Source organism: Microbispora hainanensis (assembly GCF_036186745.1).
GTDB lineage: Bacteria > Actinomycetota > Actinomycetes > Streptosporangiales > Streptosporangiaceae > Microbispora.
The window spans coordinates 2,627,496-2,641,771 of record NZ_CP108086.1 but is presented as its reverse complement, the minus strand read 5'-3'; the positions used below and the strand labels follow the sequence as shown (position 1 = coordinate 2,641,771).

The window sequence follows — 14,276 nt, the reverse complement described above, 5'->3', positions numbered from 1 at the left end:
CGGAGCGGCCCGATCGGAGCGGCCCGATGAGGATCGACCGAGGTCAGCCCATCGCGAGCATCATCGGGGCGAACATGCGGGCGCGGTCGCCGGGCATCGGCCTGCCGCCGCGGACCATGAAGCACGTCGAGAACGCCTCTGAAAGGCCCCGCTCGCCGAGCCGGTGCAGCAGGCTCGGCCGGGAGCGGTCGGCGTCGATCCGCACCAGCCCGTCGGCCCGGCGTGCGAGGTCGATCACGAGCGCGTGGGCGGCCTCCTCGTCGTCGGCGACCACCGGCCCGATGAACAGGGTGCCGCCGTTGCGCCACGACACGGCGTAACCGGTGAGCCCCGTCTCGTCCTCGGTGACCCTTACCTCCTCGGCGAAGGCGAACAGCCGCGCCAGCAACTCGGCCCGGTCGGCGCCGAAGACCTCCCCGTCGAGCGCCAGCAGGGCGCCGAGATCGGCGTCGAGGTCGGCGTCGAGGTCGGCCGGCCTCGTCCGTACGGGGTCGTCCCCGACGCGCAGGCGCCCCACGCGCGCCTCGGTCACGCCCACGGTCTCGAAGCCGAGCTTCTCGTACAGCGGCCGGCCGAACTCGGTGGCCCAGAGGAAGACGGTCGCGTCACCGGCCGTGTCGAGCACGTGCGTCATCAGCCGGCGGCCCAGGCCGCGTCCGCCATACCGCGTGGCGACGAGCATCATGCCGATGCCCGCCGCTGTCGTGCCATATCGGGTGAGCGTGACCGTGCCCGCGAGATCTCCCGAAGGGGCGTCGATCGCGTAGACCTCGGCGTTCTCCAGGAGGAACAGCCACTTGCGCTCCTCCGGGGCCCAGTGCCTGTCCACGCTCAGGGCGACGCATCGATCCAGGTCCCCGGGTCCGAGCCGGCGTACGGGAAGCTCGGCGGCCGGCGTGTTGAGCGGGTCGGGCATGCGGTTTCTCGTCCCCGGTTTCTGTCCGCGTTCTTCGTTCTTCGTCCGCGTTCTCCGTCCGCGTTCTCCGTCCGCGTTCTTGGTCGGCGCTCTTGGTCGGCGCTCTTGGTCGGCGCCGGGCTCGTCGGCCCCGGCGCTCAGGGCGGCACCAGAGACTAGCCGCACCCCCGGACCGGCGGAAACCGATTATTTCGGCAAAAACCGCTGTCCAGCGGGCGGCCGATCTTGTCACGATCGTGCCATGCGACACTGGCCGCTCCTGGCACTACGACTGACCACCCCACGGCTGGAGCTGCGCCTGCCCGGCCTCGACGACCTGGACGCGCTCGCCGATCGGGCCGCCGAGGGGGTGCACGACTCGGGCGAGATGCCGTTCGGCGAGCCGTGGACGGACGCCCCGCCGCACGAACGCGCCCGCTCCACCGTCCAGGTCCACTTCCGGCAGTGGGGCACCTGGTCTCCCGGCCACTGGGCGTGCTCGTTCGTGACGGTGTGGGAGAGCCAGGTGGTCGGCGTACAGGAGATGCGGGCCGTCGACTTCGCCGTCACCCGGGAGGTCGCCACCGGCTCGTGGCTCGGCAGGCGCTTCCACGGCAAGGGCATCGGCACCGAGATGCGCGCGGCCGTCCTGCACCTCGCCTTCGCCGGGCTCGGCGCGCGGTACGCCCGGTCGTCCGCCTTCGCCGACAACGCCGCCTCGCTGGCGGTCTCCCGCAAGCTCGGCTATCGGGAGGACGGGATCGGGGTCTTCAACCGCAGGGGCGAGGCCGTCGTCCAGCAGCGGGTGCGCCTGTCACGCGACGAGTGGAGGACGCCGGACGGGTTCGAGATCCACAACCTCGCACCCTGCCTCCCCCTGTTCGGAGTCGCGGAGGGGATCACGGATGCAGGGGGAGCCCCTTGAGCGTCTTGTCCACGGCGTTCCTGGGACCGTAGACGGCCAGCCCGACGAGCGGCATCTCCTCGGCCGTGACGGCCCGTACGGCGGCGCGGTTGTCCACGTCGTTGCCGGTCTTGAACATCTCCTCGATGTAGACGGCCGCGGCGAGCCCGCGTTCGACGGCACGGGCGCGCACGCGGGCCAGCCCGGCGGGGTCGGCGGCGTAGACGAGCACGGGCTGGCGGAACATCGGCAGATAAGAGGTGCCCGAGCCGTCCTCGTACCGCTCCCCGATCACCTCGGGGGCTCCCCCCGCGACCGCGCTCGCCAGGAACGCCGTCACGTTCAGCTTCTGCCACACGGCGAGGTCCTCCCGGACCACGATCCCGATCTTGGTGTCGAAACGCATGCGCCCCAGCCTGCCCGCACGCACCCGGGCGGTCTTGTACGCTCGTGCGCCCCGCACAATGGTGGGGTGGCACAGGATTGGTCCCGCTACTGGCGCTCTCCCGACCGGTCGCTGGAAGCCATGCACGCCCACTTCGCGCAGCACGTCTATCACCGGCACAGCCACGAGACCTATTCCTTCGGCGTCACCGAGGAGGGCCACCAGGCGTTCACCTGCCGTGGAGCCGCGCACACGAGCGTGACGGGCATGGTCATGGCGTTCAACCCGGACGACCCGCACGACGGGCACGCCGCCGACGCCCTCGGGTTCACCTATCGGATCGTCCACATCGGGCCCGAGCTGGTCACCGGCGTGCTGGGCGACGTGGCCGGGCGGGAGACGGGGCCGCCGTTGTTCCCCCACCCCGTCGTACGCGACCCGGCGCTCGCGGCCGGGCTCCGGGCGCTGCACAGGGCCCTGCTCGGGGGCGCCGGCGTCCTCCGCCGCGACGAGTTGCTGACCGCCGTCGTCTCCTCGATCGTCCGGCGTGCCGCCACCCGGCCGGTGCGGGCTCGGGAGGCCACCTCCGCGGACGCCCGCCGCATCGCCGAGCGGGTGCGCGGCCACCTCCAGGACGCCCCGCTCGCCGACGTCACCGCCGACGACCTCGCCGCCGTGACCGGGCGCAGCAGGTTCGCGGTCTATCGCGCCTTCCGTGCCGTGTACGGCATGGCGCCCAGCGACTACCAGCGCCTGCTCCGGTTGCGTACGGCCCGGCGGCTGATCGCGCAGGGCCGTTCACTGAGCGACGCGGCGGCCGAGGCGGGGTTCGCCGACCAGAGCCACCTCACCCGCTGGTTCGTCCGCTGTTATGGCATAAGCCCGGGCAACTACCAGGCGGCCGCGGCGGCCTGATTCACGCCGCCCTCGAGCACCGGGCGCGGGCCGATCCGGTCGGCCGGGGTGCCGAACGCCGGTTCGAGCACGACCTCGGCGCCGTCATACAGGGCGAGCAGCAGGCCGGGCCGGAGCGGGGACGCTCCCGCGCCGTCACCGGCCACGCCGAGACCGGCCGCGATGCCGTGCGCGCCGAAGGCGGTGGTGAACCCGGCGGCGTACAAGGGCCACAGGCACGCGCGGCTCACAGGCCGGTGCGATGGGTCACGCCAGGCGCGGCGGGAACCCGCCGGTGGCCACCGGGCCCCAGGACGTCGGGGTGATCCGCACCAGCGACTTGCCCTGGCGGACCATCGCCGCGCGATACTCCTCCCAGTCGGGGTGCTCGCCGGAGATCGAGCGGTAATACTCGACCAGCGGCTCCAGGGCCTCCGGCAGGTCGAGCACCTCGGCGGTGCCGTCCACCTGCACCCACGGCCCGTCGAAGTCCTCCGACAGCACCACGACGCTCGTGCGCGGGTCACGGCGGGCGTTGCGGGTCTTGGCGCGCTCGGGGTAGGTGGACACGACGATGCGGCCCTCGGCGTCGACTCCGCACGTCACCGGAGACGCCTGGGGACCGCCGTCACGCTTCGTCGTGATCAGGATCGCCCGGTGGCGACCCCGGATGAAGTCGAGCAGCTCCTCACGGGAAACCTTCTCTGCGGTCGCGATCCTCGGACTCATGCTGTCTCCTCGCCTCCGGCTCGAAGTGGCATGAGCCAGGCGCCGTGCCTCTCGCTCCGCTCACTCATGCGCTCTCCTCGCCTCCGATGCGGAGCGGCATGTCGTGCCCATTTGATCCGCTCCGCTCATTCATGCCCGTCACTTTAGTGACCGTCCGGAGGCGGGGCTCCGCTCCACCAGGCAGGTGACGCCGCCGAGCAGGAGCCGGAGGCCGAGAACCAGGCGCCGGCCACGGAGAACCCGGGCCGTGGGGCGTCCGAGGCGTCCGTTGACCGGGCAAAGGACCCGATCTCCCTGGACGAGTGAGGGACCCGTGGCTCTTTACCTGTCCTCTACCCGACTAGCACCCACTACGTACGTATGTCGCGAACAGGTATCGATACGGGTGTTTTCCCCCTCCTCGCACCAAGGCACAAGAGGGCAGTCTGAAAACGTCCTAAAGAGTGCATGAGAGTCAGGGGGACCGATCATGTGCCAGCACCACCCGCAGTGCCCGTCAGCGGACGCACCTGACCGCGACGCGGCCTGTCTGATCGCTTTCCACCCGGAGCAGGGATGGGGCCTGCTCTGCAACGGCGTGGTGCTCTTCGACGACAGCGGTGAGCTCATGCCGGATGGTCGCAGCATCCCGGCTCGCGCTTCTTTGGGGTGTGCCGCATGAGTCTGCTCACTCCTGTTCAGGACGATTCGTTGTCATCCGTGTCACCGTCAGCGCAGAGCGGCGAGACGCAGACCGCCCGGCAGCACCGGCACTCCGCGATCCGGCACCGCTGGGACGCGCTGCGGAAGCGGGTGGGCGACCTCGCGATCCGGCTTGTGGAGGAGCCCGACGTGGAGACGGCGTCCTGGCGACTGCCCGCCGACGTCACCTCCGCCGGGCTGGCCCGGCGGCTGGTCCACGAGCGCCTCACCACCTGGGGCATGGAGGACCTGTCCGACGTGACCCAGCTCCTCGTGACCGAGCTGGTCACCAACGTGGTCTGCCACACCTGCTGCGGTGACCTCGTCGTACGGCTGTCGGCCGTCGAGGGGCTGCTGCGCTGCGAGGTGGAGGACACCGACGGCACGATGCCCCAGATGGCCCAGCCCTCCTCGGGCGAGGAGCACGGGCGCGGACTGCGGCTGATGGACACGCTGGCCTGCTGCTGGGGCGCGGAGCGCACCCGCCAGGGCAAGATCACTTGGTTCGAGCTGCCGGCTTACGCCCTCCACTGACCGGCCCGGTCTTCGGGCCTGCGGCACCGTCCGCGACCTGGCCGTCCGCGCCCTCGCTCAGTCTTTCCTTCACCCAGGCGGCGACCTGGGCGCGCGACTTGAACCCCAGCTTGTCGAGGATGTGCTCGATGTGGCCTTCCGCGGTGCGCTGAGAGATCACCAGTCTCCCCGCGATGTCCTTGTTGCTCAGTCCCTCGGCGACAAGGTGCGCGATCTCCGTCTCTCTGCGCGTCAGCGGCGCGATCCGGCCCTCGAACGGCGCGGGCCCCCGCGCGGCGGCGGGCGCCCGTTCGAGCAACGCGTATTCCAGGGCCTCTTCCCTCGTCAGGGCCGCGCCCCGGGAGAACTCGGCCTGGAAGGCGCGCTCGCCCAGCGCCTCCCGGGTCACCGCCTCGCACTCGTCGTGATATCGGCTCATGTGGCGGAACTCCGCCAGCCGCGCCCCGACGGCCTGCCAGCAGGTCTGTACGACGCCGAGCATCCGGGCCGCCCGCTCGTACTTCTGCTCACCTGCGGCGAACCAGGCGTGGGCCTCCAGGTTCATGCCCATGCCGAGCTGGTCGCCCAACGCCGTGTTATAGCGCAGGCTCTCGTTGTCGATCGCGCAGGCCGCGCGCACGTCGCCGCGGTGCCAGGCGTCGATCGCCAGCGCCAGCAGCGCGTACGCCCGGTGCCAGACCTCGCCGTGCAGGTCGCAGAGGGCCACGCATTCCTCGGCGAGATCACGGGCGGCCGGACGGCCGAGGAACGCGTTGGCCAGGGCGAGCCGGTTGAGTGCCAGCGCGAGGCCGATGGGGTTGCCGGCGGCGCGGTGGATGGCCTCCGCCTCCTCATATCGCCGCATGCCGCTTTCCAGGTCGCCCCCGGACACGGCCGCCATGCCGTACAGGAACGCGATGTAGCCGAGCGTCACCCGCAGCCCGAGCCGCTCGGCGATCGACGCGGCCTCATCCAGCCGGGCGAGCGTGGTGGTGTAGTCGCCCCTCAGCAGGGAGATCCAGGCGCCCGCCCACAGCGCGTGGGCGCGCACCTCGCCGGGTTCGGTCGCGGCGGCCAGGCTCCGGTCGAACCAGCCCGCCCCCTCCGACAGGTGGTAGCCGCTCCAGTGGTAGAGCAGTTCGGCGGTCATCGCCAGGCCCGTCTCGGCCTCTCCCGGCTCGCGCAGCGACCAGTCCAGGGCCTTGCGCAGGTTGGCGTGGTCGCGCTGGAGACGTTCCACCCACGATTGCTGGGCGGCGCTGAACAGCTCCGCCCAGGCCCGCGAGGTGATCTTCCGGTAGTAGTCGCGGTGGCGCCGGTGCAGCGTCGCCTCCTCCCCGGACTCGGCCAGCCGTTCCCGGCCGAACTGCCGCACGGTGTCGAGCAGGCAGTAGCGGACCATGCCGTCGGACTCCCTGCGGAGCAGGACCGACTTGTCGACCAGGCCCGCGATGAGTTCGAGCACGTCCTCGCGGGCGATCCCGTCGCCGGCGCACACCTGCTCGGCCGCCTCCAGGTCGAGGCAGCCGACGAAGACCGAGACCCGCTGCCACATCAGCCGTTCCTGCTCGGTGCACAGGTCGTAGCTCCACTCGAACAGCGCCCGCAGCGTACGCTGCCGGGGCAGCGCGGCCCGCGAACCCCCGGTGAGCAGCCGGAACCGGTCGTCCAGCCGCTCCAGCACCTGCCGCACCGACAGGGCGCGCAGCCGTACGGCCGCCATCTCGATCGCCAGGGGCAGGCCGTCGAGCCGGCGGCAGATCTCGGCCACCGCGTCCTCGTTCTCCTCGGTCACCTCGAACCCGGGGACGACCGCCGCGGCCCGCTCGGCGAACAGCCTGACCGCGTCCGACTCGGCGAGCGGCACCGCCGAGTCGCCGTCCGGGGTGGGCGTCGAGAGCGGCGACAGCTCCACGATCTGCTCGCCGGCGATGCCCAGCGCCTGCCTGCTCGTGGCGAGGATCCGGAGCTCGGGAAGCGCGCGGACCAGCGTGTCCACGAGCACCGCGCACTGGGCGAGGAGGTGCTCGCAGTTGTCGAGCACGATCAGGGTCTGCCTGCCCCGCAGGCGTTCGATCAGCGCGTCGAGCGGCGACCGGGTCGAGTGCTCGTTGACCGGCAGCGCCTCGGCCACGGCCTGCACCAGAAGATCCGGATCTTCGAGCGCGGCCAGTTCGATGAACCGCACGCCGCCGGGGAAGGTGGTCCTGCGTACCTCCTCGGCCACCCGCAGCGCGAGGCGGGTCTTCCCCACCCCGCCCGCGCCGATCAGCGTGACCACGTGCGAGATCCCTATCAGGCGTTTGAGCTCGGCCAGCTCGTGGCGCCGCCCCACGAAGCTGGTCACCTCCGCGGGCAGCCCGTCCAGTTCCCCCCTGGCAACTCTCGTTCGCATCGCGGTCATGACGCCCACGCCGCCCCCGTCGTCCTGGCACAAACCACCACGTCGTGGCACATACCAGCGTACAAACGCAGGTCAGGCCGTGCTCTGCCCGCTCGTCGGGGCGTACGCCCCGCCCTTCGCCGGGTGGGGCGCCCGGGCGGCGGGCTCAGCCCTTCATCCGCCGCAGGATCTGCTCGCGCCTGAGCTCCAGGTCGTCGATGAGCGCCTCCTGCTGCTCGACGTTGGTCAGCAGGGTGGCCCTTTCCGCCGGATCCGTGGGCGCGTCCCAGCTCTGCCCGATCTCCTCGCGCATCTGCACGGTCTCCCTGCGCAGGCGCTCGATCTGGGCCTCCAGCTCTTCGAGCTCCTTCTTGAGCTCCGGATCGTCCATGCCTCACCGTCCCGTCGCGTCACGCGCGTTCACCGTGGCGTGTTCGTCCACCCCATTCCACGGGGACGGCAAACTATTCGGCGACGGTGACAGGGAGATAGACGGTCTCGCCGGTCGCGCGGGCCCGCTGCGCGGCCCTCAGCCGCGCCACCAGGTAGGCCGGCATGAGGGTGGCGGCCTGCTCCGCCGTGAAGAACCCGTAGTCGTCCAGCTCCTCCTCCTGGAGGACGACGCCTGTGCCGTCTTCGAACGTGCCGCAGTCGAACAGGAAGTGGACCAGGGGGATCGGCCGGTCGTCCAGCGGCGGCACCCACTGGACCACGAGGAGGCGGCCCACCTGCCGGGTGAGGCCCAGCTCCTCGGCCAGCTCGCGGCCACAGGCCGCCTCGGGCGACTCGCCCTCGTCGATGTGGCCCCCCGGCCAGCCCCAGTGGTCGCGATAGCCGGGCTTCACGAGCAGGACCCGCCCGGAGGAGTCGGTGAGGAAACCGGCCGCAGCGGCGGCCACCTTGAACAGCCCCGCGTAGAAGGCGTCCGCCGGGATCATCGCAGCTCCGATCTCATGCCCCGAGCCTAGCTACGCGCCGGTGGTGCGGAAACGCGACCGATATGCGGCGGGCGGCACGCCGATCTCCCGGACGAACGCCCGCCGCATGGTCTCGGGCGTGCCGAACCCGGCATGCCGCGCGACCACGTCGAGCGGGTCGTTCCCTGCCTCCAGCAGGCCCCGCGCCGTCTCGACCCTCACGAGCTCGACGTACCGGGCGGGGGTCATGCCCGTCTCCCCCTTGAACAGCCGGGTGAGCTGGCGGACGCTCAGCCCCGCCCGGGCGGCCATCGCGGTCAGCCCGTGATCCGCGGCCGGGTCGACGGTCACCGCGTCGAGCACCTGCCGCAGGGTCCCGCCGCCCGTGCCGCCGGAACGCAACCGCACGCTGAACTGCGACTGGCCGCCCGGCCGCTGCATGAACACCACCATGTGCTTGGCGACCGTCCGGGCCAGGCCGGGGCCGTAGTCCTCCTCGACCAGACCCAGCGCCAGGTCGATTCCGGACGTCACCCCCGCCGAGGTGATCACGCGGCCGTCCCGGACGAAGATGGCGTCCGGGTCGACCGTCACACGGGGATAGCTGAGCGCCAGGCGGTCGGCCAGGTCCCAGTGGGTGGCCGCCCGGCGTCCGTCGAGGATCCCGGCCGCCGCGAGAACGAACGCCCCGGCGCACACCGACGCCGTGCACCCGGCCCGCTCCGACAGCCGGCGGATCTGGTCGAGCAGCACCGGGTCGCGTTCGGTGGCCGCGACGTCCGGGCTGCCCGGCACGAGCAGCACGTCGGGAGACTCCCCGCCCAGGTCCTCCAGCGCCAGGTCGGCGCCGAGCCGGACGCCGCCGCTGGTCCTGATGTCCCGCCCGCCCGGGGAGGCCGTCCGCAGCCGGTACGTCGCCCCGTGCTCGTTGGCGACGGTGAACACCTCCAGGGGGCCGGTCACGTCCAGCAGCCGGACGCCGTCGTACACGACGACGACCACGCAGTGACCCGCCCGCGTCCGGACGCCCATGCGTCCAGTCTGCGCCACCCCCTTCCGCATCGCCGACCCCGCCGGAGAGCCGGTCAGGACGGGGTGTGCTCGCGCTGGAACAGGGCGGCGACGGCGGCGAGGACGAGCAGGACCGCCGACAGCCACAGGCCCCGGGCGATGCCGCCCTGGCCGTCGGACAGCAACCCCGACACCAGGGGCCCGGCGGCCTGGCCGAGCGAGAAGGCCACGGTCAGCACCGCGATGCCCGCCGTCCAGCCGTACGCGGGGAGCATCCGCCGGGCGATCACGGTGGCGGCCGTGGGACCGGCCATGAAGCTCGCGCCGAAGACGACGGCCGACAGCAGCGCGGCGGCCGATCCGGGGCTCATGAGCAGCACGGGCAGCACACCGAGGAAGACCAGCGCGGCGACGAGGGCGGGGGCGCGCCCGCCGCGCAGCCGTCCCGCGAGGTGGCTCCACACCGTCAGCGTGGCGACCGCCGAGGCCGCGCCGAGCACGACGAAGAACACGGAGACGATCGAGGAGCCCAGTCCCTGGGTGCGCAGCAGTGCGACCGCGAACGTCATGTAACTGACGTATCCGGCGCCGAACAGCACGTACCAGACCAGTGTGGGGGCGAGGCGGCGCACCTGACCTGCGGTGAGCATGGCCGCGTGCGGGCCGGTGGGCTCCGCGACCGCGCGGGCGCCGAGCCAGGCGGGCAGCAGGGCGGCGACCGAGGCGAGGCCCATGAGCAGCCAGCCGAGCCGCCAGCCCGCGTCCTGCCCGGCCGACAGCGCGGCCGACACGACAAGCCCGGAGATCACCACGCCCGCGCCGACGCCCGCCATGTAGATCGCGACCGGCAGCGCCGCACGGCCGCGGCCGGCGCCGGTCGCGACACGTGAGGCGAGAGCGGAACCGACCACGAACGCGACCGCAGTGGTGAATCCCCCGGCGAAGCGCAGGGCGAGCAGCACGGGGAAGTCCGCCGTGGCCGCCGTCGCGCACAGGGACAGCGCGCTCACCACGAGCCCCCACAGGAACGCGGCGCGGTTGCCGAGCCGCCGCGCCCAGAAGGCGGCCGTGCCCGCACCGATGATGTAGCCCAGCGCGTTGGCCGTGTTCATGCCGCCCGCCTGCGCGTACGACCAGTGCAGCCGCTCGTGCATGGCGGGGAGCAGCAGCGCGTAGGCGAAGCGGGTGAAGCCGAGCGCGACGACCGGTCCCGCGGCCAGGCCGAGCGCGGTGAGGGCCTGCCGGGCGGGTGACGCGCCGACGGGCGCGGGGGATCCGGCGACGACGCCGGGGGAATCGACAGGACGCATGCCATGTCCTCCTGATGAACGGGTGCAGGAATCACCTGGCATCAATGCGCCCGGCCGGGCGATCCATCGCCGCCGTATGGGACACGCATCCCTCGGATCCGGCCATAGGGGCATGTGCCCGCACATACGCTCGCCGGGGTCCGTGCGGGAGAAGACCCGTCAGGCGGTCGGGTCGAAGGTCAGCGGCATGCGCAGCCCGAGCTGCGTGTAGAGCTCCAGCTGGTCGTAGTAGTAGCGCTGGCTGACGATGAGGTCGTTCGCTATGTGCCAGAACCAGGAGACGCGCAGAGAGGTGAAGCGTCCCGTCGGCTCCAGGACCTGGCCGTCGGCGATCAGGTAGGGCCCCCGATGGGTCCCCGTGGCCAGCAGCTCCGTCGCCAGCGCGTCACCGTGGCCGACCCTCCCCCAGAGCAGGAGCCGCAGATCCGGAAATCCCTCCCAGATCTGCAGGAAGTAGGAAGCGATCTCATTCGGGTTCCCCGCCTCGAACTCCGGCCCGACCACCACCGCGTCCAGCGTGAAGCACCGCAACACGGCGTCGATGTCATGGTCGTTCATCGCGGCGATCATGCGGTTCACGACGTCGGACATCGGAGCCCCCTCTCCGGACAAGCGTATCGAAATGCCGACAAACAAGGAGGAAAATCAACGCCACCGGCCTCCCGGAGACCGTCGCCGGGAGGGTGCTGGTCGGCTTCGACTACGCCCGCACCTTCAACCCGGCCGAGCACATCGGCGTGGCGACCGGCATCGTCAACGGCGGTGGTTTTCGCCGCCTCGATGTCCCTGATCGCGCTCGTCGGGATCGTCATGGACCTGCAGAACGACTTCCGCTGGGCGTTCGCCGTGCAGTATCCGATCTGGCTGCTCGGGGCCGTACAGGTGATCCGCTATCGCGCCCGCCGCCGCGCCGCTCCGCGCACCCCCGCCGTCCCGGCCCCCGCCTCACCAAAGCCCGCCCGCGTCAACTGTCGCGGCCGTTCTCCACGTCAACCGCCACCGTGCAGCCGGGGATCGTCCCCGGCACGTCATCCCACGCACCGCCGGGAACTGCCCGTCGCAGGTCCTTCATCAGCAGCAGGAGGTGCAGCGGGTCGCTCGGGCTCTGCTCGAACGCGGCGAGCCGCAGATAGAAGGCCCGTGCCGTCTCGCTCTCACAGTGGATGAGCATGGCTCGCACACCGATCTGATCTGCGACCCGCACCACTCTCCGGAGAGCGTCCACCACGAGCGCCCGTCCGAGCCCAATGCCCTGTGCGGCTCTGTCCACTCCCAGCCTGGCCAGGATCACCACGGGTTGTGCGTGACGACCGGCCCCCTTGGGCAGCCGCGCAGGAGCCTCGCCGAGCCTGACGCTCCCGGCCGCGAGCGCGTAGTAACCCACCACCTTGCCAGAACCGATGTCGCGGACGACATAGACGCGACATCCCCCGCTCGCGTGCGCCTGTAGCGCATGGCGCGTCAGCCACTCACTCTGGGCGGGAGAACCACAGTCGAAGCCGTCGAGGTCGTCGTCTTTGGTGACGGGGGCAACCTGAGACAGCTTCACGGGCCTTCGTCCAGGATCGTCGGAGCCCTCATGAGCTCGGCGAGCCCCGGCACGTCACGGGACTCCCGGGACAGGGCCGCGTCAAAGGCCTGCCACTGCTCCTCATCAAGCCGGAAAACCGTCCGGTCCGCCAGCAACTCGCGGGCGGCCGTGGTAGCCGCACCGAGGACGAATGAGGAGACGGTGTCCCCGGCAGCCTCGCTCGCGTTCTCCAGCAGCCGCTTGGTCTCCGCATCCACGCGCAGGTTGATGCGCTCCTCCTTGGCACCCACGATTAGAGCGTACGTACGTTGTGCAGCCATAACCAAGATCTTAACAAGAAGATGAGCGAAGAGCGACCGGATGATTACTTCACGTACACGAAGGGGTCGGGGAAGTGGGCGGGGGCGAGGACGGCGGCTCGGGCGAGGACGTCCGTGCGCGTCCGTACGGCGAGGCCGGGGTCCTCGTCGTACACGTAACGGATCGTGGGATCGGCGAGCTGCACGGGGTGGTGCAGGACGTCGCCGCTCATGACGACGTCGCCCGCCTCGACGCACTGGTGGCCGGGCGTGTGCCCGGGGGCGTGCAGCACCCGGACGCCGGGCACGGCTTCCACGTCGCCGTCGGCGACGTCGAGCAGGTCCCGCAGGGGATCGAGGATCAGCTCGCGCACCGGGGCTGAGGCCCACTCGACCTCCGCTCGCTGCACGATGTGGCGGGCGTTCGGGAAGACGGGCGCGCCACCCGCCACCGCGCCGCCCATGTGGTCGCTGTGCAGGTGGGTGAGCACCACGACGTCCACGTCCTCCGGCGCGGTCCCGGCGGCGGCCAGCTCCTCGGTCAGGCGGCCGGGCAGCGGCGCCCAGGTCGCGGGCGAGTCCGCGCCGCCGATCCCGGTGTCCACCAGGACCGTACGGCCCGCCGCCCGCACCAGGTAGCAGTGGAAGTGCAGCACCCACTCCTCGTCGGGCGCGAACGCGGCACCGGCGAACATCTCGGGCAGCGGTTTGCGGACCGGATCCTTCATCGGCCCCACGGCATCGCAGAGCGGCACGATCTCGGCACCGGACACGATTCTCGGCTCATGGTGCGACATCGCACCACCATAGAGGCCAATGTCGGTCTCCCCTGGGAAAGCCGGCTTGCCGCCGGTTCGCACTCCGCTCGGGGTGGATGATGGACGGGTGCTCGCCGACGTCATCGACCACCTCGTCTGCCCGGCCTGCCGTACGGCGATCCACCTGGCCGAGGGGTCGGTCAGATGCGCACACGGCCACTCCTTCGACGTGGCGCGCCAGGGATACGTGAACATGCTGACCCGCCCGGCCGGCACGGCCGACACGCCCGCCATGGTGGCCGCGCGGGCGCGCTTCCTGGAGGCGGGCCACTACGCCCCGCTGGCCGGCCGCCTCGCCCGGCTGTGCGAGGGCGCCGCCGTGGTGGCCGACGCCGGCGCGGGCACCGGCTACTACCTGGCCGCGGCGCTCGGCGACGCCGCCGTGGGCATCGCGCTCGACGTGTCCAAGCACGCGCTGAAGCGGGCCGCCCGCGCGCATCCCCGCATCGGCGCCGTGGTGGCGGACGTGTGGCGGCCGATCCCCGTCGCCGACGACCGCGTCGACGTGCTGCTCAACGTCTTCGCGCCGCGCAACGCGGAGGAGTTCGCCCGGGTGCTGCGGCCGGGCGGCACGCTGGTCGTCGTCACGCCCGGCCCCGGCCACCTGAGCCCGCTCGTCGAACGGCTCGGCCTGCTCAACGTGGACGAGGACAAGGACCGCCGCCTGGACGACGCCCTGGGCGGCCGGTTCACCCGCGTCGCGGAGGAGACCCAGGAGATCGCGCTCTCCCTCGGCCACGAGGAGATCGAGGCGGTGGTCGGGATGGGCCCGAGCGCCTGGCACACCCGCCCGGAGGAGCTGGCCGCGAAGATCGGCGCGCTGCCCGACCCGGTGCCGGTGACCGCGTCCTTCCACATCACCCGCTGGGCCGTCACCCGCTGAACCCTCACCCGCTGAACCCTCACCCGCTGAACCTTCACCCGCTGGATCATCACCCGCTCCTTCACCCACAGGACCGCCACGTCCTGACCACGCGGCACCGGTCACGCGCGCAGGATCGCCACG

General features: G+C 71.8%; 18 protein-coding genes. 5 read left to right on the top strand and 13 right to left on the bottom strand.

The features are described from left to right. Positions 1 to 43: 43 nt before the first annotated feature. A complete protein-coding gene (locus OHB01_RS12315) occupies positions 44 to 916 on the bottom strand; it encodes a GNAT family N-acetyltransferase (RefSeq protein ID WP_328855361.1) in 873 nt (290 codons plus the stop codon). Between the two features lie 241 nt (positions 917 to 1,157). On the opposite strand from OHB01_RS12315, the gene OHB01_RS12310 reads away from it, so the two are divergent. Then, positions 1,158 to 1,820 (top strand): GNAT family N-acetyltransferase, encoded by a 663-nt coding sequence (locus tag OHB01_RS12310; protein ID WP_142649053.1) that lies wholly within the window; start codon positions 1,158 to 1,160, stop codon positions 1,818 to 1,820. Here the strand turns inward: OHB01_RS12310 and OHB01_RS12305 are convergent. Then, on the bottom strand, positions 1,795 to 2,205 hold the full coding sequence (locus tag OHB01_RS12305) for a DUF2000 domain-containing protein (RefSeq protein WP_142649052.1): 411 nt from the start codon (positions 2,203 to 2,205) through the stop codon (positions 1,795 to 1,797). The genes OHB01_RS12310 and OHB01_RS12305 overlap by 26 nt on opposite strands. A gap of 66 nt (positions 2,206 to 2,271) precedes the next feature. Between OHB01_RS12305 and OHB01_RS12300 the strand changes: the two genes are divergently transcribed. Continuing rightward, on the top strand, positions 2,272 to 3,099 hold the full coding sequence (locus tag OHB01_RS12300; RefSeq protein ID WP_261985717.1) for an AraC family transcriptional regulator: 828 nt from the start codon (positions 2,272 to 2,274) through the stop codon (positions 3,097 to 3,099). Here the strand turns inward: OHB01_RS12300 and OHB01_RS12295 are convergent. Together OHB01_RS12295 and OHB01_RS12290 are read right to left on the bottom strand one after the other, a co-directional pair. Beyond that, on the bottom strand, positions 3,075 to 3,329 hold the full coding sequence (locus OHB01_RS12295; RefSeq protein WP_222709459.1) for a hypothetical protein: 255 nt from the start codon (positions 3,327 to 3,329) through the stop codon (positions 3,075 to 3,077). The two genes, OHB01_RS12300 and OHB01_RS12295, sit on opposite strands and share 25 nt — an antisense overlap. 16 nt (positions 3,330 to 3,345) lie before the next feature. Then, a complete protein-coding gene (locus tag OHB01_RS12290) occupies positions 3,346 to 3,807 on the bottom strand; it encodes a PPOX class F420-dependent oxidoreductase (protein ID WP_142649051.1) in 462 nt (153 codons plus the stop codon). A 469-nt stretch (positions 3,808 to 4,276) separates the two neighbouring features. Here OHB01_RS12290 and OHB01_RS12285 point away from each other — a divergent pair, with 469 nt between their 5' ends. Further along, positions 4,277 to 4,468: a DUF5999 family protein gene (locus OHB01_RS12285; protein ID WP_142615988.1), complete on the top strand. Its 192-nt coding sequence runs from the start codon at positions 4,277 to 4,279 to the stop codon at positions 4,466 to 4,468. Positions 4,469 to 4,506: 38 nt separating this feature from the next. Then, positions 4,507 to 5,022 (top strand): ATP-binding protein, encoded by a 516-nt coding sequence (locus OHB01_RS12280; protein ID WP_142649050.1) that lies wholly within the window; start codon positions 4,507 to 4,509, stop codon positions 5,020 to 5,022. On the opposite strand, the gene OHB01_RS12275 is transcribed toward OHB01_RS12280, so the two are convergent. From OHB01_RS12275 to OHB01_RS12235, 9 genes are all read right to left on the bottom strand, one after another. Further along, positions 4,985 to 7,396, bottom strand: a complete 2,412-nt coding sequence (locus tag OHB01_RS12275; RefSeq protein WP_328855360.1) for an ATP-binding protein — start codon at positions 7,394 to 7,396, stop codon at positions 4,985 to 4,987. The two genes, OHB01_RS12280 and OHB01_RS12275, sit on opposite strands and share 38 nt — an antisense overlap. A gap of 154 nt (positions 7,397 to 7,550) precedes the next feature. Beyond that, positions 7,551 to 7,775 carry a hypothetical protein gene (locus OHB01_RS12270; protein WP_142649048.1) on the bottom strand — a complete coding sequence of 75 codons (225 nt, stop codon included), beginning with the start codon at positions 7,773 to 7,775 and terminating at the stop codon, positions 7,551 to 7,553. Between the two features lie 73 nt (positions 7,776 to 7,848). Continuing rightward, positions 7,849 to 8,322, bottom strand: a complete 474-nt coding sequence (locus tag OHB01_RS12265) for an NUDIX domain-containing protein (protein ID WP_142649047.1) — start codon at positions 8,320 to 8,322, stop codon at positions 7,849 to 7,851. 30 nt (positions 8,323 to 8,352) lie between these two features. Beyond that, positions 8,353 to 9,333, bottom strand: coding sequence for a GlxA family transcriptional regulator (locus OHB01_RS12260; protein ID WP_328855359.1), 981 nt, complete (start codon positions 9,331 to 9,333; stop codon positions 8,353 to 8,355). A gap of 53 nt (positions 9,334 to 9,386) precedes the next feature. Continuing rightward, the gene (locus OHB01_RS12255; protein ID WP_328855358.1) at positions 9,387 to 10,622 is read right to left on the bottom strand and encodes a YbfB/YjiJ family MFS transporter; all 1,236 of its coding nucleotides are present in this window, start codon (positions 10,620 to 10,622) and stop codon (positions 9,387 to 9,389) included. A 159-nt stretch (positions 10,623 to 10,781) separates the two neighbouring features. After that, complete coding sequence (locus OHB01_RS12250) at positions 10,782 to 11,213, bottom strand: ester cyclase (protein ID WP_142649044.1); 432 nt, start codon at positions 11,211 to 11,213, stop codon at positions 10,782 to 10,784. A 373-nt stretch (positions 11,214 to 11,586) separates the two neighbouring features. Further along, positions 11,587 to 12,171, bottom strand: coding sequence for a GNAT family N-acetyltransferase (locus OHB01_RS12245; protein WP_147942907.1), 585 nt, complete (start codon positions 12,169 to 12,171; stop codon positions 11,587 to 11,589). Continuing rightward, entirely contained in the window at positions 12,168 to 12,443 is a 276-nt protein-coding gene (locus OHB01_RS12240) for a DUF1778 domain-containing protein (protein WP_260617352.1), read from the bottom strand. Before OHB01_RS12240 ends, OHB01_RS12245 begins: the two co-directional genes overlap by 4 nt. Before the next feature lie 74 nt (positions 12,444 to 12,517). Further along, positions 12,518 to 13,249, bottom strand: a complete 732-nt coding sequence (locus tag OHB01_RS12235; RefSeq protein ID WP_328708608.1) for an MBL fold metallo-hydrolase — start codon at positions 13,247 to 13,249, stop codon at positions 12,518 to 12,520. Positions 13,250 to 13,337: 88 nt separating this feature from the next. Here OHB01_RS12235 and OHB01_RS12230 point away from each other — a divergent pair, with 88 nt between their 5' ends. Next, the gene (locus OHB01_RS12230) at positions 13,338 to 14,153 is read left to right on the top strand and encodes a zinc finger domain-containing protein (RefSeq protein ID WP_419197584.1); all 816 of its coding nucleotides are present in this window, start codon (positions 13,338 to 13,340) and stop codon (positions 14,151 to 14,153) included. The last annotated feature ends 123 nt before the right edge of the window (positions 14,154 to 14,276 follow it).